Annotated in this window: 23 protein-coding genes; 9 read left to right on the top strand and 14 right to left on the bottom strand. The window is 59.5% G+C overall.

Annotated elements, in window-relative coordinates; translation table 11 throughout:
- Positions 1-59 precede the first annotated feature (59 nt).
- Complete coding sequence (locus C4J92_RS14625; protein WP_124404363.1) at positions 60-2261, top strand: OsmC domain/YcaO domain-containing protein; 2202 nt, start codon at positions 60-62, stop codon at positions 2259-2261.
- Positions 2262-2576: 315 nt separating this feature from the next.
- On the opposite strand, the gene C4J92_RS14620 is transcribed toward C4J92_RS14625, so the two are convergent.
- From C4J92_RS14620 to C4J92_RS14605, 4 genes are all read right to left on the bottom strand, one after another.
- Entirely contained in the window at positions 2577-3743 is a 1167-nt protein-coding gene (locus C4J92_RS14620; RefSeq protein ID WP_124404362.1) for a cystathionine gamma-synthase, read from the bottom strand.
- Positions 3740-5116: a cystathionine beta-synthase gene (locus tag C4J92_RS14615; RefSeq protein ID WP_124404361.1), complete on the bottom strand. Its 1377-nt coding sequence runs from the start codon at positions 5114-5116 to the stop codon at positions 3740-3742. Before C4J92_RS14615 ends, C4J92_RS14620 begins: the two co-directional genes overlap by 4 nt.
- Before the next feature lie 297 nt (positions 5117-5413).
- Positions 5414-5896: a VOC family protein gene (locus tag C4J92_RS14610; RefSeq protein ID WP_124404360.1), complete on the bottom strand. Its 483-nt coding sequence runs from the start codon at positions 5894-5896 to the stop codon at positions 5414-5416.
- Positions 5897-5940: 44 nt separating this feature from the next.
- A complete protein-coding gene (locus C4J92_RS14605) occupies positions 5941-7119 on the bottom strand; it encodes an MFS transporter (protein ID WP_124404359.1) in 1179 nt (392 codons plus the stop codon).
- Positions 7120-7214: 95 nt separating this feature from the next.
- Between C4J92_RS14605 and C4J92_RS14600 the strand changes: the two genes are divergently transcribed.
- The gene (locus C4J92_RS14600; RefSeq protein ID WP_124404358.1) at positions 7215-8108 is read left to right on the top strand and encodes a LysR substrate-binding domain-containing protein; all 894 of its coding nucleotides are present in this window, start codon (positions 7215-7217) and stop codon (positions 8106-8108) included.
- A gap of 51 nt (positions 8109-8159) precedes the next feature.
- On the opposite strand, the gene C4J92_RS14595 is transcribed toward C4J92_RS14600, so the two are convergent.
- Complete coding sequence (locus C4J92_RS14595) at positions 8160-8498, bottom strand: hypothetical protein (protein WP_124404357.1); 339 nt, start codon at positions 8496-8498, stop codon at positions 8160-8162.
- A gap of 430 nt (positions 8499-8928) precedes the next feature.
- Complete coding sequence (locus tag C4J92_RS14585; RefSeq protein ID WP_124370878.1) at positions 8929-9510, bottom strand: TetR/AcrR family transcriptional regulator; 582 nt, start codon at positions 9508-9510, stop codon at positions 8929-8931.
- A gap of 134 nt (positions 9511-9644) precedes the next feature.
- Between C4J92_RS14585 and C4J92_RS14580 the strand changes: the two genes are divergently transcribed.
- Both C4J92_RS14580 and C4J92_RS14575 read left to right on the top strand, forming a co-directional pair.
- Entirely contained in the window at positions 9645-10853 is a 1209-nt protein-coding gene (locus tag C4J92_RS14580) for an MFS transporter (protein ID WP_124404356.1), read from the top strand.
- A 312-nt stretch (positions 10854-11165) separates the two neighbouring features.
- Complete coding sequence (locus C4J92_RS14575) at positions 11166-11966, top strand: GNAT family N-acetyltransferase (RefSeq protein WP_124404355.1); 801 nt, start codon at positions 11166-11168, stop codon at positions 11964-11966.
- A 163-nt stretch (positions 11967-12129) separates the two neighbouring features.
- Here C4J92_RS14575 and C4J92_RS14570 read toward each other — a convergent pair whose 3' ends face one another.
- Positions 12130-12363, bottom strand: a complete 234-nt coding sequence (locus C4J92_RS14570) for a DUF6124 family protein (protein WP_124363059.1) — start codon at positions 12361-12363, stop codon at positions 12130-12132.
- Positions 12364-13087: 724 nt separating this feature from the next.
- Between C4J92_RS14570 and C4J92_RS14565 the strand changes: the two genes are divergently transcribed.
- From C4J92_RS14565 to C4J92_RS14540, 5 genes are all read left to right on the top strand, one after another.
- Positions 13088-13561, top strand: a complete 474-nt coding sequence (locus tag C4J92_RS14565; protein WP_256657412.1) for a hypothetical protein — start codon at positions 13088-13090, stop codon at positions 13559-13561.
- A 64-nt stretch (positions 13562-13625) separates the two neighbouring features.
- The gene (locus tag C4J92_RS14560) at positions 13626-14147 is read left to right on the top strand and encodes a DUF2846 domain-containing protein (protein ID WP_124404353.1); all 522 of its coding nucleotides are present in this window, start codon (positions 13626-13628) and stop codon (positions 14145-14147) included.
- 288 nt (positions 14148-14435) lie between these two features.
- Positions 14436-14966: a hypothetical protein gene (locus C4J92_RS14555; RefSeq protein ID WP_124404352.1), complete on the top strand. Its 531-nt coding sequence runs from the start codon at positions 14436-14438 to the stop codon at positions 14964-14966.
- Between the two features lie 167 nt (positions 14967-15133).
- The gene (locus tag C4J92_RS14550; RefSeq protein ID WP_372238349.1) at positions 15134-15571 is read left to right on the top strand and encodes a GNAT family N-acetyltransferase; all 438 of its coding nucleotides are present in this window, start codon (positions 15134-15136) and stop codon (positions 15569-15571) included.
- 367 nt (positions 15572-15938) lie between these two features.
- Entirely contained in the window at positions 15939-17153 is a 1215-nt protein-coding gene (locus tag C4J92_RS14540; protein WP_124404350.1) for an aldose 1-epimerase family protein, read from the top strand.
- A 36-nt stretch (positions 17154-17189) separates the two neighbouring features.
- Here C4J92_RS14540 and C4J92_RS14535 read toward each other — a convergent pair whose 3' ends face one another.
- The 7 genes from C4J92_RS14535 to C4J92_RS14505 all read right to left on the bottom strand — a co-directional run bounded on the left by C4J92_RS14535 (position 17190) and on the right by C4J92_RS14505 (position 24867).
- Positions 17190-17810 (bottom strand): LysE family translocator, encoded by a 621-nt coding sequence (locus tag C4J92_RS14535; protein ID WP_124404349.1) that lies wholly within the window; start codon positions 17808-17810, stop codon positions 17190-17192.
- 106 nt (positions 17811-17916) lie between these two features.
- On the bottom strand, positions 17917-18147 hold the full coding sequence (locus C4J92_RS14530; RefSeq protein ID WP_124404348.1) for a DUF6429 family protein: 231 nt from the start codon (positions 18145-18147) through the stop codon (positions 17917-17919).
- A 37-nt stretch (positions 18148-18184) separates the two neighbouring features.
- A complete protein-coding gene (locus C4J92_RS14525) occupies positions 18185-19330 on the bottom strand; it encodes a sensor histidine kinase (protein WP_124404347.1) in 1146 nt (381 codons plus the stop codon).
- A 160-nt stretch (positions 19331-19490) separates the two neighbouring features.
- Positions 19491-19730: a hypothetical protein gene (locus C4J92_RS14520; protein WP_124363049.1), complete on the bottom strand. Its 240-nt coding sequence runs from the start codon at positions 19728-19730 to the stop codon at positions 19491-19493.
- A gap of 395 nt (positions 19731-20125) precedes the next feature.
- The gene (locus C4J92_RS27530) at positions 20126-20818 is read right to left on the bottom strand and encodes a methyl-accepting chemotaxis protein (protein WP_256657503.1); all 693 of its coding nucleotides are present in this window, start codon (positions 20816-20818) and stop codon (positions 20126-20128) included.
- 972 nt (positions 20819-21790) lie between these two features.
- A complete protein-coding gene (locus C4J92_RS14510; protein WP_124404345.1) occupies positions 21791-23947 on the bottom strand; it encodes a TonB-dependent siderophore receptor in 2157 nt (718 codons plus the stop codon).
- A 158-nt stretch (positions 23948-24105) separates the two neighbouring features.
- A complete protein-coding gene (locus C4J92_RS14505; protein WP_124404344.1) occupies positions 24106-24867 on the bottom strand; it encodes a PIG-L deacetylase family protein in 762 nt (253 codons plus the stop codon).
- Between the last annotated feature and the right edge of the window lie 40 nt (positions 24868-24907).

The raw sequence follows: 24907 nt of genomic DNA, 5'->3' as shown, positions 1-24907 counted from the left end.
CGACGAAAATCTTCATAATGGCGGCCATTTTGTTTAGCCCGTTATTCTGGTGTGCCCGCATGGAAATTAAGGTCAACTTTCTCGACAACCTTCGGCTTGAAGCCAAGTTCGATGATTTCACGGTGATTGCCGACCAGCCGATTCGCTACAAAGGTGACGGTTCGGCGCCGGGGCCATTCGATTACTTCCTGGCTTCGTCGGCGTTGTGTGCGGCGTACTTTGTGAAGTTGTACTGCGCCACGCGCAATATTCCCACGGAGAATATTCGCCTGTCGCAGAACAACATCGTCGACCCGGAAAACCGCTACAACCAGATCTTCAAGATCCAGGTCGAACTGCCGGCGGATATCTCGGACAAGGACCGTCAGGGCATCCTGCGCTCCATCGACCGTTGCACCGTAAAGAAAGTGGTGCAGGCCGGGCCCGAGTTCGTAATCGAGGAGGTGGACAATCTCGACGCCGACGCCCAGGCGCTGTTGATGCCCAACTCGACTTCGGAAGCAGGCACCTACATCGCCGGCAAGGACCTGCCGCTGGAGCAGACCATCGCCAACATGTCCGCGATCCTGGCGGGCCTGGGCATGAAGATCGAGATCGCCTCGTGGCGCAATATCGTGCCCAACGTCTGGTCGCTGCATATCCGCGATGCCCACTCGCCGATGTGTTTTACCAACGGCAAGGGCGCGACCAAGGAAGGCGCGCTGGCGTCGGCGTTGGGCGAGTTCATCGAGCGGCTCAACTGCAACTTCTTCTACAACGACCAGTTCTGGGGTGAGGAACTGGCCAACGCGCCCTTTGTGCATTATCCGGATGAGCGCTGGTTCCAGCCGGGCCCGGACGATGAGTTGCCGCGTGAAATCCTCGACGCCTACTGCCTGAAGGTCTACAACCGCGACGGCGAGCTGCGCGGTTCGCACCTGTTCGACACCAACTCGGGCAACGAAGCGCGGGGCATCGTCTCGCTGCCGTTCGTGCGCCAGTCCGATGGCGAGGTGGTGTATTTCCCCTCCAACCTGATCGAAAACCTCTACCTGAGCAACGGCATGAGCGCCGGCAACACCCTGGCCGAAGCCCAGGTGCAGTGCCTGTCGGAGATTTTCGAGCGGGCGGTGAAGCGCGAGATCATTGAAGGCGAATTTGCGCTGCCGGATGTACCGGCCGAGGTGCTGGCCAAATACCCCAGCATTGTGGCCGGTATCGAAGGCCTGGAAGCCCAGGGCTTCCCGGTGCTGGTCAAGGATGCGTCCCTGGGCGGTGAATTCCCGGTGATGTGCGTGACCCTGATGAACCCGCGCACCGGCGGCGTATTCGCCTCGTTCGGCGCGCACCCAAGCATGGAAGTGGCGCTGGAGCGCAGCCTCACCGAACTGCTGCAAGGCCGCAGCTTCGAAGGCTTGAACGACCTGCCGCAGCCGACCTTCGAAGCCCAGGCGGTGACCGAGCCGAACAACTTCGTCGAGCACTTTATCGACTCCAGCGGCGTGGTGTCGTGGCGCTTCTTCAGCGCCCAGTCCGATTATGAATTCGTCGAATGGGACTTCTCCGGCCACGGCGAAGACTCCAACGCCCAGGAAGCCGCGACGTTGTTCGGTATTCTGGAAGGCATGGGCAAAGAGTCGTACATGGCGGTTTATGAGCACCTGGGCGCCACCGCCTGCCGCATCCTGGTGCCGGACTACTCGGAAATCTACCCGGTGGACGACCTGATCTGGGACAACACCAACAAGGCGCTGTTTTTCCGTGAAGACATCCTCAACCTGCACCGCCTGGACGAAGCGCAGTTGCACGCGCTGGTCGAACGTTTAATCGAAAGCGAGCTGGACGACTACACCGACATCACCACGCTGATCGGCATCGAGTTCGACGACAATACCGCGTGGGGCCAACTGACCATTCTGGAGCTGAAGCTGCTGATCTTCCTCGCGTTGCAGCAGCATGAGGAAGCCAAGGAGTGCGTGGAAATGTTCCTGCAGTACAACGACAACACCGTCGAACGCGGGTTGTTCTACCAGGCGGTGAATGCGGTGCTGGAGATGGAACTGGACGAAGATCTGGAGCTGGCCGACTACGAAGCCAACTTCCGCCGCATGTTCGGTAACGAACGCATGGACGCGGTGATTGGCTCGGTCAACGGCAGCGTGCGGTTTTATGGGCTGACGCCGACCAGCATGAAGCTCGAAGGGCTGGACCGGCATTTGCGCTTGATCGAGAGCTATAAGAAGTTGCACGCGGCAAGGGCAAACGCTGCCTCGGCACATTGATAGCTATCTGATGTATGAGGAGCAAAATGTGGGAGGGGGCTTGCCCTAATGCCAGTCAGTTAAGCGTACACCACCGCCTGTAGGAGCGAGCTTGCTCGCGAAAAACGTCAACGATAACGCGTGCTTCCTGAATAAACGCGGTGCCTGTGAGTTTTTCGCGAGCAAGGGTTAGCCGCCCGCCTCGCTCCTACAAAAAGCCTTAACTGACTGGCATTAGGGCTTGCCCCCGATGGCGGTGGTTCAGTCACCTAATCCAGTGACTGACAGACTGCCATCGGGAGCAAGCCCCCTCCCACATTTGATCGATTTCTGACTTTAGATGCGGGCCAGGGCTTGGGCCAGATCCGCGCGCAAGTCCTCCACATCTTCAACGCCCACCGACAACCGCACCAACCCATCCCCAATCCCCAGCTGCGCCCGCGTTGCTGCCGGGATGCTGGCGTGGGTCATGATCGCCGGGTGTTCGATCAGACTCTCCACGCCACCCAGGCTCTCGGCCAGGGCGAAGATCTTCACGCTTTCCAGGAAGCGCGTGGCGCCTGCCAGGTCGCTATTCAAGTCCACTGAAATCATCCCGCCAAATCCGCGCATCTGCCGTTGGGCCAGTTCGTGCTGTGGGTGGGATTTCAGGCCCGGGTAATACACCCGCGACACCTGCGGTTGCTGCTCCAGCCAGGTCGCCAGTTCCAGCGCGTTGCGGCAATGGCGCTCCATGCGCAGGGCCAGGGTTTTCACACCGCGCAGGGTCAGGAAAGCGTCGAAGGGGCCGGCGATGGCGCCCACCGAGTTCTGCAGGAAACCCAGTCGCTCGGCCAGTTCAGGGTTGTCGCCGACGATGGCGATGCCGCCGATCACGTCCGAGTGGCCGTTCAGGTACTTGGTGGTGGAGTGCACCACGATGTCGCACCCCAGCTCCAACGGGCGCTGGATCCACGGGCTGGCGAAGGTGTTGTCGGCCACGCAGAGAATGCCGCGGTCGCGGCAGAGGCGGGCGATGGCGCTGAGGTCGGTCAGGCTCAGCAACGGGTTGCTGGGCGTTTCGACCCAGACCATGCGCGTGTCGTCCCGCAGCGCCGCTTCAAACGCCGATAGATCACTCAGGTCTACATAGCTGAACGTATGCCCGGCGCTGCGCTGACGCACCTTGTCGAACAGGCGGAAGGTGCCGCCGTACAGGTCGTTGCCGGAAACGATATGCGCGCCGGCATCGAGCAATTCGAGCACCGTGGAAATCGCCGCCAGCCCCGAGGCAAACGCGAAGGCCTGAGTGCCGCCTTCAAGGTCGGCAACGCAACGTTCCAGGGCAAAGCGCGTGGGGTTATGGGAGCGGCCGTAGTCAAAGCCCTTGTGCACGCCGGGGCTGTCTTGCAGGTAGGTGGAGTTGGCGTAGATCGGCGGCATCAGCGCGCCCGTGGTTGGGTCGGGGGACTGTCCGGCGTGGATCACACGGGTGGCGAACGCGCTTTTATCGGGCTGGCTCATGCAAGGGATCTCCGTAGGTGGTTGAGCAGATCGACGCGGGTGATCAGGCCATGGAAGCCCGAGGCGTCGGCAATGATGGCGACCAGGCCGCGATCCAGCTCCGCCTGCAGTTCAGCCAGGCTGGCGCTGGGGGCCAGGGTGTGCGGGGTGCGGGTCATGGCGCTGGCCACACTCATGGAAAAATGCGTGGCGTCCTGGTGCAGGCCCAGCAGCAGGTCGGACTCATCGATGACGCCCGCCAGTTGCTTGCCGTCCACCAGCACCGGCAGTTGCGAGACATCCGCCAGGCGCATGCGCTGGAAAGCAGTGAGCAGGGTGTCGTCGGGGCTCACGCTGATTACCCGGCCATCTTCGAAGCGACGGGCGATCAGGTCGCGCAGGTCGCCGTAGTGCTTGTACTGCAACAGACCGGCGTCGTTCATCCATTGGTCGTTGTAGACCTTGGACAGGTAGCGCGTGCCGGTGTCGCACACGAAGGTGACCACGCGTTTGGGCTCGGTCTGCTCGCGGCAATAGCGCAGCGCGGCGGCGAGCAGGGTGCCGGTGGACGAGCCGCCAAGAATGCCTTCGGCCTTGAGCAGTTGGCGGGCATGGTCGAAGCTTTCTTCATCGCTGATGGAGTAGGCGTGGCGCACGCTGGACAGGTCGGCAATCGACGGAATGAAGTCCTCGCCGATGCCTTCCACGGCCCAGGAACCAGGGGTTTCAAGCCGACCGCTGCGGCTGTACTCGGCCATCACCGAACCCACCGGATCGGCCAGCACCATGGCCAGTTCGGGCTGCACGCGCTTGAAGAAACGGGTCAAGCCGGTGAGGGTGCCGGCCGAGCCGACGCCCACCACAATCGCATCGACATCATGCTGGGTTTGCGCCCAGATCTCCGGCGCGGTGCTGGTTTCATGGGCCAAGGGGTTGGCCGGGTTGTTGAATTGGTCAGCGAAGAACGAACCCGGAATGTCCTTGGCCAGGCGCGCGGCCACGTCCTGGTAATACTCGGGATGGCCCTTGCCCACATCGGAGCGAGTGATGTGCACCTCAGCGCCCATGGCCTTGAGGTGCAGCACTTTTTCCGTGGACATCTTGTCCGGTACCACCAGCACCACCCGGTAGCCTTTGGCCCGGCCAACCAGTGCCAGGCCCAGGCCAGTGTTGCCGGCGGTGGCCTCGATAATCGTGCCACCAGGGCGCAGGCGGCCGTCGCGCTCGGCGGCGTCGATCATCGCCAGGCCGATGCGGTCCTTGATGGAACCGCCGGGGTTTTGCGATTCAAGCTTGAGAAACAGGGTGCAAGGGCCAGTGTCGAAGCGGCTGACCTTGACCAGCGGCGTGTTACCGATCAGTTCAAGTACGGCGGGGCGGGATAGGGTGGGCATGTCGTCACCTGGTTACGGAATGGGCGTAGGGTGGGGGACAGCAACAGCATGGCTTGAAACATAGGCCGCTATCGCCAGGCTCGCAACCAGGCGGTCCGATGCATGACTTTTTTTGGCGCATGGAGGGTGAGGGGGGGGATGGCGGGCACAGCACCCGCAGGCAACACAGATCAAATGTGGGAGTTGTCGAGCCCCAGCGAGGCTACGAAGACGGCGGTACTGCTGGCCTATAAACCACCTGACCCAGCGCTATCGCGGCCTCGCTAAGCTCGTGCGCTCCCACATTCACACACCCCATCAGCGCCCGGCAATGGCGGCTTCGATAGTGGCAATGTCAATTTTGCGCATGGTCATCATCGCGTCAAAGGCTCGCTTGGCGAGCGCCGGGTCCTTGCTGGTCACCGCATCCACCAACACCCGTGGCGAGATCTGCCACGACAGGCCCCATTTGTCCTTGCACCAGCCACAAGCGCTTTCCTGGCCGCCATTGCCGACAATGGCGTTCCACAACCGGTCAGTTTCCTCCTGGTCATCGGTCGCCACCTGGAAGGAAAACGCTTCACTGTGCTTGAACATGGGGCCGCCATTCAGGCCCAGACACGGGATGCCCAGCACGCTGAATTCCACGGTCAATTCAGCGCCCTGCTTACCGGCCGGGTAGTCGCCAGGCGCGTAGTGCACCGCCTTCACTTCGCTATCCGGAAACGTCTGGGCGTAGAAGGTCGCCGCCTCCAGCGCATCGCCGTTGTACCAGAGGCAGATGGTATTTTTGTTGTTCATTGCAGGCTCCTCGGGTTGAAAGGTGCCTGGAGTCTAGACGATCGCTACGCCAGGGCGTCTTTACCACAAGCACCCGCACGCCGCGAACGCCAGCCCAACCCCAGCACCATCAACAAACCCAGGCCAGCCATCAGTGCGCCTGCCAGGGAAACGGCGGGGTAGCCCAACCCGGCATTGATCACCGCACCGCCCAGCACCGCGCCGATGGCATTACCGAAATTGAACGCGCCGATGTTCATCGCCGAGGCCAGGTTAGGCGCATCTTTGGCGGCTTCCATCACGCGCATCTGCAACGGCGGTACCAGGGCAAAACTCGCGGCGCCCCACAGCAGGATCGACAGCGCGGCGGGCAGCGGCCATTGCATCAGCACCGAGAAGGCCAGCAGCACGGCGATCAACACCACCAGCGAGGTAATCAACGTACGGTCTACTGAACGGTCCGCCGACTTGCCACCCCACACGTTGCCCAGGGTCAGCCCGATACCGAACAGCACCAGCATGCCGGTGACGAAGTTGGTCGACGCATGGGTGACATCGCGCAAAATCGGCGCGATGTAAGTGAAAACCGTAAACATTGCACTGGAGCCCACCACGGTCAGCGCCAAGGCTGCCAGCACCGGCCCGCGACCGAGTACGCGGATTTCCGCCATCAGGCTGCCACCCTTCGGCGCGGGTGCATTCGGCAGTGCCCACCACAGCGCGGCCATCACTACCGCGCCCAGCCCGCTGATGCCCCAGAACGCCGTGCGCCAACCAAAGTTCTCGCCAAACCAGGTGGCCAATGGCACGCCGCCAATGGTCGCCAATGTCAGCCCCAAAAACATCGCGGCAACTGCCCCCGCGCGCTTCTCCGGCGCGACCACACTGGCCGCCACAATCGAACCGATACCGAAAAACGCCCCGTGGTTCAGCGACGTCACCAGCCTGGCGATCATCAAGGTGTGGTAATTGGTTGCCAGCGCCGACAGCAGATTACCCAAGGTGAAAATCGCCATCAGCCCGATCAACAGATACCGGCGCGGTACCCTGGCCGTCGCGAGCGTCATGATCGGCGCGCCGATCAGCACGCCGATGGCATAGGCACTCACCAACAGCCCGGCGGCGGGGATGGATACGCCAAGGTCGGCGGCAATACCGGGCAACATGCCCATGGGGGCAAACTCCGTGACCCCGATGCCAAAGGCACCGATGGACAAGGCTACAAGGGGTGGATTGATACGCATGGAGTGACTCCTCATCTGTGTGCCGAATGCTACAATCCAGCCTTTTGCAGTAGTAGCCCTTGGTTGGGAACTACACCTTTGCGCAGGAGGCACAAATGGACATCGGCGGCCGCTCGGGAGAGATGGAAGTGTTCGTCATGGTCGCCGAGCACGGCAGCCTGTCCGGCGCCGCGCGCGCCCTGGGGCTGACGCCGTCGTCCATCAGCCGCATCATCACCCGCACCGAGCGGCGCATCGGCACGCGGCTATTGCTGCGCACCACCCGCGCCATCACCTTCACCGCCGAAGGCGAAGCCTACCTGCGCGGCGCCCGGCGGATCCTGGCCGACATGGCCGAAGTCGAAGACGCCATCACCGACCAGGGCGCCCCCCGCGGACGCCTCAGAGTCAGCGCAGCCCTGGCCCACGGCCGCCTGACCGTCGTGCCGCTGATCGCCGCCTTCAGCGCCCGCTATCCCGCCATCGTGGTCGACCTGATGCTCGGCGATGAACTCGTGGATATCCTCGCCGGCCAGGCCGACGTCGCCATCCGCTTCGGCCACCTGGCCGACAGCCCCCTGACCGCCCGTCATATCGGCTCCACCGGCCAGGTCATCGTCGCCTCACCCGACTACCTGGCCCGCCACGGCACCCCGGTGACGCCGCAGGATTTACTTGAGCACAACTGCCTGCGCTTCAACTTCCGCAGAGCGGCGCCGGACTGGCCGTTTCGGATGGATGGCCGGGATTTTTCGTTGAAAGTGACGGGGACGATTGAGGGGAACAGTGGAGAGGCGTTGGCGCAGTTGGCTAAGTTGGGCGCGGGGATTGCGCGGGTGGGGGCGTTTAGTGTGGCGCAGGATCTGGAGCGGGGGGAGTTGGTGCCGTTGCTGGAAGCGTATAACCCGGGCGATGTGGAACCGATTCATGCGGTGTTTGTGGGTGGGGCGGCGATGCCGGCGAGGGTTAGGGCGTTTGTGGATTTTTTGGTGGGGTGGGGTTGGGTGTGAGGGGGGAGTGACTGGCGGGTTTCGGCAAGGAGCGGTCAGTCATCATCTGCATTAAAGCAAATCATAGGCAGTGTGTTGCTCCTTGACCATCTCCAGATACGCTATGAACGCGGCCATGGCGTAGCCATGTTCCTGTTCAAAAATAGGCAGTAGCTCACTCAGTTGCATTGGCTCCTGTTGCCCGAACGACCAGCCGACCCGCCCGTTGATTTCGATTCGCCTGACCACATTGATGTGTCCTAACGCGATTGAGCGAGGATGGCCATGCTCATGCTGATTCCGAAAGTCGCTTGTCGCCTCATTAAAGGTTTGTTCTGCCATTCGATTCAATGAGGTAGCAAGCACTGGCCAGCGGGACCACGCTTCGCTCATGGTCTTGGCCTGCTTCATACTTGTATGACCACCATTCCAGTGCGGCGGGTTTTCAGGCCATTTCAGGAATGCATTTGCATGATAAGAGGTCGCAGTTGCTGCATGTATTAGTCGGCCACGCAGGGCTTGCGGCGCCGAGAGGCACAGAATGGTCAGCGGTTTGACATCCGCTCCGACAATGGCGCGTCCTGTTCTACTCTCCGATCAGACCTCATGCCCTCCAGCTCAAGGGCATTTCGAAAACTTTGGCAAGCCGAGCCAGCTTCTCGGCAGATCTGTAGATAGTATCGGTGTTAGGCCACTTCGGTGTGATGCTGATGCAATGATTACGCCCTTCTTTTTGCTCCACCACGAAAACTCCATGAAGAATTCGTCGTCTGGGAAGAGCGCCCCATTATCAACCGCACTGTATTAGCCACACTGGCTCCGCCCCCCTATGCTCCTGATTTCAGCTACGGACGCCCTTAAGCAGAAGCTCAAGTGCCCCCAGGGCCTGCAACAGCCTGCCTGAACCTGGCTCAGCTTCTGCGATCCAGAATGCTGCTTCGCACAAGGCACCATGGATCAGCATTGCCAATGCTTCGGGATCGGTTTGTACAACCGTCTCTTGCAGCATCAGTTGCTCAAGCATCTTTTGTAGGGAGGCTGCACAGTGCTGATGCGCTTCTGGTGGGGAGCTACCCAGAACAGCGCGCGCATCCCGCAATACGATGCGCTGTATTTCAGGCTCCTGTGCCATTTCCAGGTACATGCGACAGCGGTCCCTGAAAGCCTCCCATGCGTTGTCCGTACTGTCCGAAATCACTTGTAGCCGCGTGTCCATCTCCGCATCAATTTGAGCGACCACGGCCGTGAGTAAACCTTTCTTGTCGCCGAAATGATGGTAAAGCGCGCCCCTCGTCAGGCCAGCCAGCGCTGTCAAATCATCCATGGACGTTTCGGCATAGCCATGTTCGCTGAAAACCTGGCGCGCGGTCTTCAGCAACGTGGCACGTGTTTCTTCCATACCAGCGCGTGTACGTCGAACCATGATATCTCCCAGACCAACAAGCTATTTACATTCACTGCGTATGATTATAGGATTTTAATCATACGTAATGAATGTATATTCCCAGTTCAGCGACGCCCCGACAAGCTGAACTCATTCGATAAGGAGTATCGAGCATGGCCAATCCGTACCGAATACTGTTCCAAGCCCCCGGCACCAAGGGATTCTCCCTGGCAGGCCTCCTCGCCCGTTTACCGCTCCCCATGACAGGTATCGGCATCATCACCATGCTTTCGCAGTTGCGGGGCAGCTACGCACTGGCAGGCGCGGTTTCTGCCACCTTCGTCCTGACGTATGCATTGATGTCACCGCAAGTTTCACGCATGGTGGATCGATACGGTCAGCGCAGGGTACTGCCCTTGTCTGCTGGTATCAGCGTTTTGGGTATTCTTTTAATGCTTGCCTGTACTTACTGGCATACGCCCGATTGGACTTTGGTCGTGGCCGCTGTGTTAGCAGGCTTCATGCCGAGCATGTCGGCCATGGTCCGCGCTCGCTGGACTGCGATCTACAGGGGCAAGCCGCACCTGCAAACAGCTTATTCATTCGAAACCGTGCTGGACGAAGTGACATTTATTGCAGGCCCCCCGATTTCTGTTGGTTTGAGTGTGGCCGTCTTCCCCCAGGCAGGACCGTTAGCGGCAGTTGTACTGCTGGCGATTGGCGCACTTGCTTTGGCAGCACAAGTATCCACCGAACCGCCAGTAGAATCCGCTGAAGAAAAGAGCACGCGAACAACCTCGATTTTTCGTCTGGCGGACGTCCGGCTATTAACATTGCTGATGGTCGCGATGGGCGTCATCGTTGGAACGGTCGATATCGTGAGTGTCGCGTTCGCTGAACAAATGGGCAGTCCGGCGGCGGCCAGTATCGTGTTGTCCTGTTACGCCATCGGCTCGTGCGCCGCGGGCTTGTTGTTCGGTGCGCTAAAACTGAAAACGCCGTTGCACAAACTCCTGCTGTTGGGTGGCCTTGCAACTGCCGCAACGACACTGCCCTTGTTGATGGCTGGTAACATTGCCAGCCTCTCGGGAGCAGTGTTGGTGGCCGGGTTATTCTTTGCGCCCACCATGATTGTGGCAATGTCCTTGGTTGAGCGAACTGTGCCGGAACGACAATTGACCGAAGGCATGACCTGGCTACTGGCAGGCTTGAATGTTGGGGTGGCGATGGGTGCTGCGGCGTCGGGCCAACTCGTGGATATGGAAGGTGCTCGGTATGGGTTTAGCGTTGCTCTGGCAGCCGGAGCCGCTGTATTGCTAGTAACTATTTGGGGGTATCGACGGATGCGAGAGCAGTCGCTTGCGGCATCGTACTCGGTATGAAGTCCCTGCTGTGACGCGCCCTGCTCAGAGTAATCTGCAGAAAGAAAAGCCACTTGTGAGAGTGGCTTTTCGTTAACTCAGAGCGAAGAGTCGGCTCTTGCAGCTTGAACGCTGCGCGGAGTTAGAGTCGCTGCTTTCTGTGTATTAGCATTTTGGATGACCGCTTTTGGCCGATAGCTGCCCTTCGCGACAGCCAGTTATCGATCCCCAAGGGACACCGGAGCAGGTTATCTACCAGCAGTGTGTTTGGAGGTGTGTATTGTTGAATTTGCCGTTACCCTTCTGGGATATCGCGCAATAAGGACTATGCACATGAATGTCGGAATGGCTCATGCGATTGAGGCCGCAGAAAGCGAGTATTTGTGTGCCCGCGTCGAGAGTTTGTCTCGGATAAGTGGAAACCCTTTTGGTGCTCGTGTGTTTTTCAACGAAGCTTTTCCATGCTTTCAGGTGAAGGCATCACCTAGCCCGATGCTCAATCGCATCTACGGCGATAGTACCGACAGCCCCAAGTCACTATTGAGCTTGCTCAAGGAATCAGCAGAGTATTCGACAGTAACGCCTCTTATCGGGAAGGCCCCGACTTTGGAACAGTACGCTTTGATGGGTGAGAAGCAGCTGGAGCGTCTGAGGGGGTGGACGCATCTGCAACTCGCGTGCACCATCGAAAATGTGGTCTTGAATCACCACTCATTCGAAATCGAAGAAGCCACCTCACAAACGTTTCCTGAGTTCGCAGCGGTGCATGCGAGTGGATTTCATACCAAGCCAGAGCATCTTCAGTTGAGCCAGGCTTCGTTCGCAGGACTGATGTCAAATGAACGTCTGAAAATCTACGTCCTTAAAGCTGATGGAAAGGTCGTGGCAGGAGCGTTGATGTACCTGGCCTGCAATGGAGTTGCCTACCTTGGGACGGCTGCCACCCGAAAAAATGCAAGAGGCCAGGGCTACCATGGAGCCCTGATATCTCATCGGATAGAGCAAGCAAAAAAACACGGCAGTCTTGTGATCGCCGCAACCGCGCTTCCCAGCTCGCAAAGTCGCCGAAATTTGCAGCGTACAGGGCTAGCGACATCCCACGCTCAAGCGCTATATCGCCTGGTAGATAGCTGAAGTCTGTTCTTGGCCGAAAGCAGGCGCCGCTCTCGTCATCGCAGAGGGGGTTGTGCCGAGGCTGGAATCCACCAAGGCCATCAAAAGCCAAATCGCCGAGTCGTTGTATGTAGCTTGCGACGACGCGGCGAGTCATCGGTCTAATGAGTTGAGAAGCTGATCATCAGCCAGGGCAGGGCACTTCGCGGTCAAGGAGTCTGGCGGTGAGGAGTACGCCCATTTCGCTCAGTTGGTGGATGGCCAAGGCGACGTCGCGGTGTTTGCCGTTGAGGTCTTCGGACAGATCGAGCAGCAGGGTGCTGACGCTTGTGAAGGTTTCGTAGCTGTTGGTGATGAGGCTTTCGTTGCTGGCGTTGGGGTCAACATCGAAGAGGGCACTTGAATCTGATTTGAGCATGTTTGAATTCCTGTTTAGGGCCACCATCCTTTAGCTACTAAACATAAGGGTGGCGGCTATGCGCAGGTTAGTAGACCGGGGAATCCAAACAAAGCCGGCGCACCCGAAGGTGCCCTGCGCACAGCCACCATCAAACACAGACGCAATGTCTGATCGATGAAGCTTGTGCACATTGTTTGGATAAACCCTCAGGCTACTAAACCCGATCACTGAACAATTCAGCGACCGAGCCACCTTAGAGACAGCCTCTCTAGCGCACAAGCCGGCGGATTCTGACGCACGCGTAGGCAATGGAGCAAGCCGCGACGAGGGAATCGGATTTTGCCTTCAGGCGCTGCGAATTGCGGCGAAAGATGCGGTGCTCAACACCACGCCTGACCCATTGCAGCCCCTTTAATACAAGCCCTGCGGCGAATGCGGGTCGAAGACAATGGCCCCATAACTTGGGTGATTGGTCAACAGCGGGTTGTTATCAAGGTGCGGGTAGCTGGACAATAGGTCCAGCCGAGCCGGCAACGAGGCACCAGGTGTGCGAACTTTTAGTTCGCTCGGCTGGGATCTACGAACTGCAAGATTACTGATCGGAAAAAGACCAATGCTAGGGAAAGTCAGCAGTAAACATCTTGTCTGGGCCGCAGTCGCACTTTGCGTGACCCTTCTGTCCGGGTGCGCTACGTCACGCTACGACGGCAAGCACGCACCGGACCCGAGTAAGGCAATCATCGTGGGTTCGATTGGTGAGAGCTATGTGATGATGCAGCCGCATGGGCTGGTGGTTGAGATCAACCAACAGGGGGCACCCGGCACTGCATTACGGCTGACGACGCTAGGCAATGAAGATGATCAGCCATCACCCCATGTGCTGGGCCACTACTTCATGTATGAAGTGCCGCCTGGTGAGTATGAGTACACGCAGTGGCATTACGTGTATTACGCGGGCCGATCGATGCCGCGTCCTGTGCCTGCGGTTTTCTCGGTGAAGGCCGGGGAAACCCTCTATATCGGCGATCTGCGCGCCGATGCCCTGCGCTTTTGCCTAGCCAACGTGAACAATGCCGAGAGCACTGTGCAGGAGCTGAAGCGCAAGTACCCGATGCTCAAGGATCGGAACATCTTGAATGTGACGGCAAAGAGCGGTTTTGCGCCTTGGCCGAGTTCTGATGCCACTGACTTCGGTAAAGGGCTGTGCACGATCTGAATCCGGTAACGGTGACAGTCATCGAACCCGCGCCCATTGATCCCAGTTCAAGGAGTTTCATGCTATGAAGCGCTCTACGCTACTCTGGGCCAGCCTGTTCGTAGGCCTGGCCTCACTGACCGGCTGCATCAGCGGTCCAGACCTGACGGGCCAGCCATTCTTCACATCACCGGCACAACCCCGTCCGGACGAGGCCACGGTTTACTTCTATCGCACTTCCGCCAGCATCGGTAACGGGGTCGCTCCGACCATTCTGGTCGATGGTCGCGCTATTGGCAGCTTGCCCTCCGGTAGTTTTTTCAAAGCCGACATTCCTGCCGGCAAGCACAGCGTCGCCTCCACCTCGCCACCCATAATAAGCGGTATGGTTAACAAGCGTTTCGATATCACCGTCGAGAATGGAAAGGTGTATTACATCGCAGACCAACTCAGCACATCTGCTTACAAGGACGGACAGACCTTGGGCGAAATCGACGAGGGTCGTTTCGGTGGAACAATGTTTTACTCACGCTATGCGCTTGTGCCTGCTGAGGAAGCGCTGCGTTCTATCAAATGGTGCCAGGAGTTGCCGGCGACTGCACCGTAACCACGCGTACCTCATGCCCCGGCCAAGTCCATCACAAGCCCAGCCGTCAACGTTGGGCTAATCCAGTATGAGGGCGAGCAGGGAAACCAGTATGGATAGACTACCCACTTCAAGCGCTCGTGAGCCTTAAAGCTGCGATCCGAAAGGGCGTATAGGGCCGCCTTGTGTAACCGATTTTCAAGAGCAAGAAGGCGTCTGAGCAGACCAGATAGGAAGGTCTCTTAACTGCATATTGTGCAAGAGTTGAAGTCTCTAAAAATCACGCAGAGCTTATGGAGAATTTAAAGTATGAAATATTTAAAATACTTAATATTTGTACCCGTTTTAATGTTGTCAGGTTGTTCTACGATAGATAACCTAAAATCTTTTACGACTGCATATATTGAGCCGCCTAGTCCTACATCAAGCAGGCTCAGAGTTATCACCAATCAAACTGTACGCCTGGTTCCAGGTAGCACCTGTGTCGACTGGGAACTTCCCGGCGTTGGAATGGTGAACTCAAGATCATTTGCTATTGCAAATGATCGGACGTTCAATGATCGCATGCTGGGAATACCGGGTAGTGACGGGATTAAGAATAGCTCAGAAGTATATATTGAGCCGGGCAAGCCGATAACTCTAGTGTATGCAGGTACACCAGCAAGCGGGAGGTATCAATGTTTTACAAGTGTGCACTTTTTACCTGAGGCCGGCGCTGACTATGAATCTAACTCAGGGCTGTGTTACATCACAATTGAAAAAATCACCAAAAATGAAGATTCTGGAGAAATAAGCCGCACAGCTGTTGGAGGCCGCGAAGCTAAGGTTTGCACTTACTAATTAGCCCTTGATCGAGTTGAAGGAATACGACGGACAGTTGGACACATGCTGCAGCGGCCGTTTAGGGTGTATGAGTTCCTCATTAGGGTGTAAAGGAAAATCGGCAACCGCGCCTAGGGGCTTGGTGAAAAGCCGGGCTCGCCCCCGATCAGAGAGGATTGACCTCAATGGAGATTCAACGGATCACCCATCTGCCGCCCCAAATCCTCGACCTGGAAAAAGCGGCAGTTGCAGAAGGCTTCAGGTTTCTCACCCGACTGACTACAGACTGGGAGTCAGGCACCAATCGCTTCGATGCGCCTGGCGAATGCCTTATGGCAGCGTATCTGAACCAGCAGCTTGTAGGCATTGGAGGTCTATCTGTTGATCCGTTCACCTATGACCGTACAGGAAGGCTGCGACGCATGTACGTGGCGCCTGCGTCACGCGGGCAACAGGTCGGCCGCAGATTGGTTAGCGCATTGCTTGCTCACGCCGCATTGCATTTTGAACGTGTGCGCCTCTATACCGACACTATCGAGGGGGACATTTTTTACCTGAGCTGCGGCTTTATTCGAACGGAAGACACTCATGCGAGCCATTTCGTGCAGATCACAAACCTTTGAATTTGTCGGGTATCGGCCGATAGCTGCCCCTCATAGGCGGCTGCTTTCGTCCCCGGTAAACGGCATCTCCAGGGTCTTCGCGATTCGGGCCAATATCTTTGTGCATTCTTCAGAAACAATGAGCGGTGGCTCATTAATCATGTAAAGCAGGTTTTTGAACGCTATCCCAGCCTCGTTGTGATCGACATAATCCAGAACGATTTCACCACCATTCTTCGATCGCATCTGCCTGCGCTGGCACCGAGTCGATTTTCCAACTTCCCGCAACCCGTTTTTGGCACTTGCCCACGTAATACCGCCTTTTATGCTTGCTGAAACGTTTAATCGAGTCTATAAAAATGCCACAACTCCAAGAAAGGCTACCGCCATGACCCCACTCAGATTCGCTGTCGCCCTCACCGCACTCTCCGCCGCCTCCCACGCCATGGCCTGGGACTATGTGCTCCTCGACACCGACAAAGCCGCGCAGAACTGGCAGGTCACCAGCCAGCAACTCGGTGTGCAAACCGACAAACCCTTCAGCGTTACCCTGCGCACTCTGCACGGCGGTCGGCAGGAGGGGGTGAGCATTGTCGATATCGATAACGGCACGATGAAGCTTTCGGTGGTGCCGACTCGCGGTATGAACGTGTTGCAGGCTTCGGTCGGCGATGTGCGCATGGGGTGGGATTCGCCGGTCAAGGAGGTGGTCAATCCTTCCTTCATCGAGCTCAATGGTCGCGGCGGGCTGGGCTGGTTGGAAGGTTTCAATGAGCTGGTCACCCGTTGCGGCTATGAATGGGTCGGTCACCCTGGCATCGACAACGGCGAATTGCTGACGCTGCATGGCAGGGCCGCGAATATCCCTGCGAACAAAGTCACCCTGCACATCGATGAAAAGCCGCCGTACGCCATCACCCTGCGCGGCGAACTGAAAGAGCAAGCGTTCAAGAAGGTCGATTTTTCCGTGGCGACCGAACTGGTCACCGAGCCCGGCAGTGTAGTGTTTGCTCTCAACGACACCCTGACCAACAACGGCGACTATCCGAAGGAATACCAGGCGCTGTATCACAGTAACTTCAGCACCCCGTTCCTGGAGCAGGGCGCGCGTTTTGCCGCACCGGTGAAGCAGGTGTCGCCGTTTAACGACAAGGCCAAGGGCGAATTGGCCGACTGGCAAACCTACCGCGCGCCCACCAAGGACTACGACGAAACGGTTTACAACGTGGTGCCCTATGCCGATGCCAAGGGCGATATTTTGACCGTGCTGCATAACAAAGCTGGCAGCCTGGGCGTGTCAGTCGGTTTCAATACGCAGACGCTGCCGGTGTTTTCCCTGTGGAAGAACACCGATACTCAAGGGCAGGGCTATGTCACGGGGCTGGAGCCGGGGACGAGTTTTTCCTACAACCGCCGTTATCAGCGGCCACTGAACCTGGTACCCACCATTGGGCCCAAGGAACACAAGCAGTTCCGCATCAGCTACAGCTTGTTGGCGGATAAGGCAGCTGTGGACAAGGCCTTGAAGCAGGTCAGCGAGATTCAGGCCGGGCGCGAGACTGAGGTGCGGCAGACGCCGTTGGTTGATTTGACCAAGCAGTAAGGGCGCCTCCACCGCTTCCACAGGCCGGCGCGGGAGTTACGCCCGGCGTGCCGTCAACAACACCGTTGCGGCCGCCGACAACAATCCCGCGCAGCACCGATTGAAGATCCGCTTACCCCTCGGCTCGGCAAACCAGCGGCGCATATGCAGGCCCATATAGGCGTAGGCGCTGATGGCGATCCATTCCAGCGCGAGGAACATCGCGCCCAGCAGGGCGAATTGCGCAGTGACGGGTTGGCCGGGCACCACGAACTGCGGGAGGAAGGCGGTAAAGATCAGGATGGCTTTCGGATTGCCCGCCGCCACCAGAAACTCCTGACGCGCCAAGGCCCATAAGCCCACGTTGTTCGTGGCAGTTTGCGCCTCCGTGTGCGGGTCGGCGCGCCACAGTTGGTAGGCCAGGTAAAACAGATACGCCGCACCAAGCAGCTTGATCCCATAGAACAACAACTCCGAGGTTTGCAGCACCACCGCCAGCCCGGCGGAGGCGAGGGCGATCATGCCGGCGAAGGCCAGCAAGCGGCCGAGACCGGCGAGGCAGGAGGTGCGGTAGCCGTAGCGGGTGGCGTTGCTCACCGACAGCAGGTTATTGGGGCCGGGAGCCATGTTCAGGGCGAAGCAGGCGGGCAGGAAGAGGGCGAGGGTGGCGAGGTCCATGGCGGCTCCGGATTCGGTCGGACGGGAGCGTCGAGGATAAGGGGAGTGGGGGCGGTGCGGCAATCACGGCCGAGTTATGTCGACTAAGGTACAGGCTGTCCTTGACCTAAGCCCTCGTCCCAAACAGCCGATCAGCCAGCTCCCGACCGCGCTCCAGCCCTTGTGTCGTCAACCAGACCGATTTGTTCTTGTTTACCGGGTTTTCGATAAAACCCTGTTCATGTAATCGGTTCATTATCTGGAAATCATGCCCCTTCCAGGAGTTTCCGTCATCGGTGCTGAAGACTGTCAGCAGGGCCAGCACGGCTTCCTCTATCAGCTTTTCGTCGTATTCCATAGTGGTTATCTCTCTCGTGAATCGGGCGCGGCTCGTTTCAAGCAACGCTGTTCTCTGGCTTATCAATCGGCACTCGCACGCTAAACACCGTCCCCTGTTCCGTATCAGAACTCACCTCAATCGCCCCACCATGAGACGCCACGATTTCCGAGGCAATGAACAGGCCCAAACCCAACCCCTCCGTGGGGCCGTGATTGATCGCGGTACGCTGGGAGAAGCGGCCCATGGGGTTGAAGATGAACGGGAGGACGTCCTCGGGGATCGCTTCACCGCTGTTGTGCACGGTGAAGACCGCGAAGTCCTCGCGTATGCCCAGCTCGACTTGGATCGGCCGGGTGGTGTCCCCATGCTGCACCGCGTTGCTGACGATGTTCGAGAAGACCTGCTCCATGCGCGGGCCGTCGAATTGCCCAGCAACCGGCGTTTTGGCGTCGAACATCACGATAGCTTCAGGATGAAAGGTGCGGATTTCTTCTATGACGCGTTGGCACAGCGGTGAAAGGTCGATATCGGCGGTTTTGACCGGGATGCCCGGCCCCATCTGGCAGCGGGTCAGGTCGAGCAGGTCGCCGACGATCTGGCTCGCGCGGCGTACGCTGGTGTAGATCTGGTTGGCGATTTTGGTCGCGCGGGCGCCGGCGTCCTGTGAGCGGCGTAGCACGTCGGACCCCAGCAGGATCGCGCCGAGCGGGGTGCGCAAGTCGTGGCCAAGGATGCCCAGGAACATATTGCGTGACGCCTCGACCGCGCGGGAGTAGCTGGCGACGGACTCGGCCAGGGCCTGATCGATGGCTTCGTGGAAGCGGGTCATGTCGTCGACATTGATCGGGGTGCCGTCCTTGATCTGGCGCATCCACTGGCTGACGACGCTGGTGCGCAGCGCGCGGTATTCCGAGACCATCTGATCGATGGTGAAACCCGCCATCAGCCGCGTCATGGCATGGGTTTCCGCCGCGGTTTCCTGGTCGTCCGTCGGCGCCTGGCCCTGAGCCTTGGCTATTTGTTCCTGGCGGGTCTGCTTGGTTCGCAGGTCGCTGACGATGGCCCGCAACATCTGCTCGGCATGGTCGCGCAGCCCGACACTGTCGAGTTCCTCGCCCGGTGTCTCGATGGTTCTGGCGAAATCTTCCCAGGCTTGCAGGATTGGCTCGAGGTTTTCCAGGATGAAATCGGGCAGGCGCATGTCTGTAAATCCTGATGCGAGTCGGGCAGAAGAGCGAGGCTGCGCAGATGAAGGGAAATTCCCGGCAGTGTAGGAGGTTGTTCGCCGCTTTTAAAGCGCGGCCGGTGCCGGGGCTGCCATGGATCCAATCTACGCGCGCACAGCGCTCATGCGCCTGACCCTACAGCCCCAATGTCAGGGCCCTCAGCCTCTGTTCCACCACGCTGTCGAAATGGCTCGCCAACTGCTCGCAGCGCTCCGACGTCAGCCCTTCACAGCAGGTGATGCCCAGCACGAACCCCTGGGCTTTGGCACCGCTTTTGACAGCCAGGATCATCGACCCTGCCAGTTCGATCTCACGCAAAATTCGGTCAGCCTGTCGTTTTATAGGGCCGGGCAAATCGCTAATGGCTTCTTTCATGGCCGTCTCCGCAGGCATTCACTACACACACAAAGCACCCGAGGCACTGTCGGCCTCTTGAAAGCATCGACCGGCGGAAGGTTCAGGAGTTTCGTAGTGCGCGAGCGGGAGGCGATGACTTGCAGTTCCACAGGTACCGTTGTTCGCCCTAGCGCAGGCCGCCATCGGGGGCAAGCCTAATCGCAAAAGTGGTTCACTGTAGGAGCGAGCTTGCTCGCGAAAAACTTCCAGGCAACGCGTTCATACTGGATAAACGTGGTGCTACTGAGTTCTTCGCGAGCAAGCTCGCTCCTACAAAAAGCCTTAACTGGCGGGCATTAGAGCAAGCCCCTCCCACATTTAGGTCGCGGGGGCATCAGATAGAGAGGCTTCGGCTGCTGCCGCGGTGGCATGAATCACGGATGAAACCTGCGCCCCAGCGCATCCAGGCGCACGGCGATTGGTGGCAGGCGTTCGCTGCTGCGGGCCAGGGTTTCCACGTCGTCGGCGGTGTTTTGCGCGATGTGCTGCACCGATTGCAGGCGTTCGACAATTTCCAGGTTCGCCGAGGTCTGTTCGCGGGTGGTGGTGACGATGCGGCCGTTGAGTTGGTCGATATGCGCGATGTCTTCGCCCACGGCGCGCAGCATGTCGACGGCCATCTGGCTGTCTTCCACGCACCGCTCCACACCCTGGCGGCTGTCGTGCATGGCCTCGACGGCCTGGCGGCTGCCTTGCTGCAGGCCTTCGATGATGGTCTTGATTTCCTGGGTGGAGAGGGCGGTGCGTTGGGCCAGGCTGCGCACTTCGTCGGCGACCACCGCAAAGCCGCGGCCTTGCTCGCCAGCGCGGGCGGCTTCGATGGCGGCATTGAGGGCGAGCAGGTTGGTCTGGTTGGCGATGCTGCTGATCACCTCCAGCACCGAACCGATTTGCTCAGCCTGCACCGCCAACGACTGTACGGTGGATTGCGTGCCATTGATGCGCGAGGCCAGTTGGGTGATTTCATGCTGGGCGCGGCCGACGCTTTCCTGGCCGCGCACGATCTGCCGGCTGGCTTGGCCGGCGTGTTCCACGGCTTGTTCGACGTGCAGGGTGATGTGGCCCATGGAGTCTTCCATGCGCTGCATCGAGCCGGTCATCTCATTGATCTGTGCCAGTTGATGCCGCGCGCCCGTTTCCAGGGTGCCGCTGGCCGTGGCCAGTTCCTGGCCGAGTTGGCCGAGGCCATGGGAGTCGCGTGCGACGCCGTCGATCAGGTGGGTGAGTTGCTGCAGGAAGTGGTCGAAGCGCTTGGCGAGGGACACCCGCACCTTGTCTTCACCCCTGGCGGTGTCGGCTTCGAATTGCGAGGTGACAGCGAGCATTTTTTCGAGCATTTCCTGGCTTTCGACCGCCTCGGCGTGGCTGTGCACGGCGAGGTAGAGCAGGGCGACCGTTTCCATCACCACGTAGAACGCGTGCACGAAAATCATTGTCCAGCCGCCGTGATGCGCCATCACAAACACGGGCAGGCCTTGATGCTGCAGGGCATGGAATACCAGGTGATGCACGGCGATGGTCAGCGCCGCCACCAGGATCGGCAGCCAGTCACGGTAGAACGTCAGCACCGCCAGCAGCGCGAAAATACCGAAGTGCGCTTCGATCACCCCCTGCGCCTGATTGATGTGCAAGGCTGCCATCACCATCAGGCCGGCACCGAGCACACACCGCATCACACGGGTGCCGCCAATGGCGCGGTAGAGCGCGGTCAGCACCACGCCGGTGCCGCCCCCGACGATCAGCGCCTGGGTGAAGGTGTCATGCCAGAACGCCAGGCCCAAGGAGAACAGGAACATCAGCCAGATCAACGCCAGCATGATGCGGTCGGCCTTGCGGTAGTGCTCCATAAAGCGTGTGCGGTTGAGCATTCACGTGTACTCCATGTGGTTTGGCCAGGAACCAAGCATGCGGCGTGCCACGCTGGCCGCAGGAAAAGCAGGTGTGGCGAAGGGGGCCGGACAAGATCCGACAGACGGTTATCGGCAGGCCGTTGGGGGACTTTAAGCACGGCCGCCCGAGCGGGCAGCCGCGGATGACGATCAGAAGCTGTACTTGGCCGTCAGCATCATGTTGCGGGGGCTGCCGTAGGAATCGCCGCCGTAGGTAACGGCTTCGGAGATGGACTGGTAGTAGTGACGATCAAAGATATTGTTGGCGTTGAGCTGCAGGTCCAGATTCTGGTTGACCCGGTAGCCGGCCATCAGGTCGGTGACGGCGTAGCCGCCTTGTTTGAGCCGATAGGTGCTGCCGTCCGCCAGCTGGATGTCGTTGTACATGCGGCTCTGCCAGGAGATGTTGCCGCCCACGCGGAGTTTTTCCAGCGGGCCCTGGAAGTTGTAGCGGGTGGTGACCTTGAACAGGTGCTCCGGGGTGTCGGTGTCGAACTGCTTGTTGACCTTCTGCGGGTTGGCGGCGTCCTTGATGGTGTGGGTGCGCGCATAGGTGTAGCCACCGCCGACCTGCCAGTTCTCGGTCAAGGCGCCCTGCAGTTCGAAGTCGATACCCTGGCTGCGAATCTCGCCCGAGGCCTGGTAGCAGGAGGCCTGCGGGCAGTCCGGCACGACGATCTGCACGGCGCGGTTTTCCTGGTCGACACGGAACAGCGCCACGCTGGCATTCAGCGCGCCGCCCAGGTATTCGCCCTTGATGCCGACCTCATAGTTTTTGCCGACGATGGGCTTGAGCGGGGTGGCGCCGGTGCTTTTTTCACGTTGCGGCGTGAAGATGTCGCTGTAGCTGGCATACACCGAGTGCTGGTCGTCCAGATCGTAGATCAGGCCCGCGTAGCGGGTGAGGTTACGGGTGACTTTATAGTCGCCGTCGCCATCACGGTTGTCGTAGTCGTACCAGTCCAGGCGCCCGCCGAGGATCAGCTTGAGCGGGTCGGCCAGGCTCAGGCGGGTGGTGACGTACACACCGTCCTGAGTGGTGACATCGCGCTGGTTGTTGGTGTGGGTAAAGTTCGGTTTGCCGGCGTTGATCGGCCAATTCAGATCGTACGGGCTGTAGTTGCGGGTGGTCAGGTCGTAGATGCGCTTGCTGGTGCCCACGACCAGCTCATGGGTGCGCCCGAACGCCTGGAACGGGCCGCTGGCAAAGGCGTCGAACCCGGCCTGCTTTTCATCGGCGGCGGACTGGTACACGGTGCGGGCCAGGGTATTGTCGGTCCAGCGCGACTGGTAGGAACCGGAGAACAATGCGTCTTGTACGGCGTAGTTGGCGTTGACGTGCAGTGCCCAATCATTGGCCAGTTGCTGGCGCAGTTCGACGAAGACGGTGTTGATTTCCTGGTCTTTGTTCTCCCAGTCGGTGCCGGGATTGTACGAACGCGACAGGTCGAGGTGATGGCCATCCAGGCCGATCATCGACGAGCCCCAGAAGTAGTTGGTCTTGTCTTTCTGGTTGGAGTAGCCGAGGGTCAGGCGGGTGTCTTCGCTCAGGTCGGCTTCGGTCACGGCGTAGAACAAGCCGTGATCCTGCTCGGCCTTGTCGATGAAACTGTTGGCGTCGCGATAAGAGGTGACCACTCGGCCACGCCAGGTGCCGCTGTCATTGAGCGGGCTGGAAGCGTCGAGTTCGCCGCGGTAGTCGTCCCAACTGCCAGCGGCGCCAGTCAAGGTGACCTTCTGCTCGGCCAGGGGCCGCTTGCGAATCAGGTTGATCGCCGCCGAGGGGTTACCGGCGCCGGTAACCAGGCCAGTGGCACCGCGAACCACCTCGACGCGATCGAACATCGCCAGGTTCGGCTGGGCACCGACGTTAACGCCGTCATAACCACTGGGAATGCCGTCGTACATGAGGTTGTCGACGTTGAAACCACGCGCGGTGTAGCCCTGCCGGCCGGGGCCGCTGGAGTAGTTGAGGAACAGTCCTGGCGTGGCGTTGACCACATCATTGATGCTGGTCATCGCCTGGTCATCCATGCGCTGACGGGTAATCACGGTGACGGCCTGTGGGGTTTCACGCAGGGTCAGGGGTAGTTTGGTTGCGGTTTTCATTGAACCGGTGGTGTACGACTCGCTGCCTTCAGTGGTTTCGCCAAGTTGGTGCCCCGAAACCTCGGTAGCGCCGAGCTCAATGGTAGTGGGCGGGGCGTCGGCTTCGGCCGCGAAGGTCGCCTGGGTGGTGGTCAGGCAGATAGCAATTGCTATCGAACTCGGTGAAAACCCTTTGCCGCCGTGGTGTCGCACAGACATGAATGTAGCTCTCCCGGAACGCCATCCTTAGCGAATAATAAATCTGTTGATAATTATTCGCATCAGTGTGGCAGATTGAGCCTGTGGGAAAAAGCCTACGAGATGAATCAGTTAACGAAATTTTCATGCGCTGGGCACCGGCGTTTTGCCACCTTTGCCTAGATGAACACAATTTCGTAGGGCTCGCGCATGCGCTCCAGCAGCACCTGGGCAAGCATTGGCGCAAGGCCGATCGCGGGGTCGCCCATCAGCTGGCTGGCGTAGGCGTGCACGGCGTGCAGCTTGTGCGCCACGCTCCAAGTGTCGAGGCACAACTTGCGCGCGCGCTGCCAAGGGATCACCGAGCCTTCGCGTGCCGGCCAATGCCAGGCCCACATCGGCAATTCATAGAGTTGCGCGCCCACCAGTTTGCACGCCTCGGCGCTGGCACGGCCGACGGCTTCGTGGTCATCGTTGCCATCATGGCGCCAGGTGGTGAACACCACATCACCTGGCTGCAGGTAGCGGGCGATGAACTGGCTGATCGGCTGTTCATGGCTGGCCAGGGCGTTATCGCGAAAGCCGCCACGAATCCATTTCAGGCTGTGCAGTGGCACGCCCAAGCGGCGCAGGGCCTCGGCGCTTTCCTGGGGGCGCACCGCGCTAAGGCGGTTGGCCGACCAGATCTGGGAGCCAGGGTGGCTGGCGCTGCCATCGGTGATGGAAATTAATTTCAACGGGTGCGCGCGGGTGCTGAGCAGCTGCAGCAGGCCCCCGCAGGCGAGCACTTCATCGCCGGGGTGAGGGGCAATCACCACCACCCGGGCGCCGGGCGGTACCAGGCTGGTCAGCGAGATAGCGGGGATATGCGCCAACTGCGGCGCGCTGTTCCAGATTTGCGCGGGGCCGCGACGGCCCTCGCTTAACGAGGCGGTTTTCATGGGGTGTCACATCCTTGTCGGTTCAAGCGTGTGTTCACCC

Source organism: Pseudomonas sp. R3-18-08, from assembly GCF_003852065.1.
Classification (GTDB): domain Bacteria; phylum Pseudomonadota; class Gammaproteobacteria; order Pseudomonadales; family Pseudomonadaceae; genus Aquipseudomonas.
Note: the sequence above shows the minus strand (reverse complement) of the source record. Positions and strands in the feature narration are given on the sequence as shown.

Coding starts and splice junctions, on each gene's coding strand:
- C4J92_RS14625 (WP_124404363.1), top strand. CDS start 60: ATGGAAATTAAGGTCAACTTTCTCGACAACCTTCGGCTTGAAGCCAAG.
- C4J92_RS14620 (WP_124404362.1), bottom strand. CDS start 3,743: ATGAGCCAGCCCGATAAAAGCGCGTTCGCCACCCGTGTGATCCACGCC.
- C4J92_RS14615 (WP_124404361.1), bottom strand. CDS start 5,116: ATGCCCACCCTATCCCGCCCCGCCGTACTTGAACTGATCGGTAACACG.
- C4J92_RS14610 (WP_124404360.1), bottom strand. CDS start 5,896: ATGAACAACAAAAATACCATCTGCCTCTGGTACAACGGCGATGCGCTG.
- C4J92_RS14605 (WP_124404359.1), bottom strand. CDS start 7,119: ATGCGTATCAATCCACCCCTTGTAGCCTTGTCCATCGGTGCCTTTGGC.
- C4J92_RS14600 (WP_124404358.1), top strand. CDS start 7,215: ATGGACATCGGCGGCCGCTCGGGAGAGATGGAAGTGTTCGTCATGGTC.
- C4J92_RS14595 (WP_124404357.1), bottom strand. CDS start 8,498: ATGAAGCAGGCCAAGACCATGAGCGAAGCGTGGTCCCGCTGGCCAGTG.
- C4J92_RS14585 (WP_124370878.1), bottom strand. CDS start 9,510: ATGGTTCGACGTACACGCGCTGGTATGGAAGAAACACGTGCCACGTTG.
- C4J92_RS14580 (WP_124404356.1), top strand. CDS start 9,645: ATGGCCAATCCGTACCGAATACTGTTCCAAGCCCCCGGCACCAAGGGA.
- C4J92_RS14575 (WP_124404355.1), top strand. CDS start 11,166: ATGAATGTCGGAATGGCTCATGCGATTGAGGCCGCAGAAAGCGAGTAT.
- C4J92_RS14570 (WP_124363059.1), bottom strand. CDS start 12,363: ATGCTCAAATCAGATTCAAGTGCCCTCTTCGATGTTGACCCCAACGCC.
- C4J92_RS14560 (WP_124404353.1), top strand. CDS start 13,626: ATGAAGCGCTCTACGCTACTCTGGGCCAGCCTGTTCGTAGGCCTGGCC.
- C4J92_RS14555 (WP_124404352.1), top strand. CDS start 14,436: ATGAAATATTTAAAATACTTAATATTTGTACCCGTTTTAATGTTGTCA.
- C4J92_RS14550 (WP_372238349.1), top strand. CDS start 15,134: ATGGAGATTCAACGGATCACCCATCTGCCGCCCCAAATCCTCGACCTG.
- C4J92_RS14540 (WP_124404350.1), top strand. CDS start 15,939: ATGACCCCACTCAGATTCGCTGTCGCCCTCACCGCACTCTCCGCCGCC.
- C4J92_RS14535 (WP_124404349.1), bottom strand. CDS start 17,810: ATGGACCTCGCCACCCTCGCCCTCTTCCTGCCCGCCTGCTTCGCCCTG.
- C4J92_RS14530 (WP_124404348.1), bottom strand. CDS start 18,147: ATGGAATACGACGAAAAGCTGATAGAGGAAGCCGTGCTGGCCCTGCTG.
- C4J92_RS14525 (WP_124404347.1), bottom strand. CDS start 19,330: ATGCGCCTGCCCGATTTCATCCTGGAAAACCTCGAGCCAATCCTGCAA.
- C4J92_RS14520 (WP_124363049.1), bottom strand. CDS start 19,730: ATGAAAGAAGCCATTAGCGATTTGCCCGGCCCTATAAAACGACAGGCT.
- C4J92_RS27530 (WP_256657503.1), bottom strand. CDS start 20,818: ATGGGCCACATCACCCTGCACGTCGAACAAGCCGTGGAACACGCCGGC.
- C4J92_RS14510 (WP_124404345.1), bottom strand. CDS start 23,947: ATGTCTGTGCGACACCACGGCGGCAAAGGGTTTTCACCGAGTTCGATA.
- C4J92_RS14505 (WP_124404344.1), bottom strand. CDS start 24,867: ATGAAAACCGCCTCGTTAAGCGAGGGCCGTCGCGGCCCCGCGCAAATC.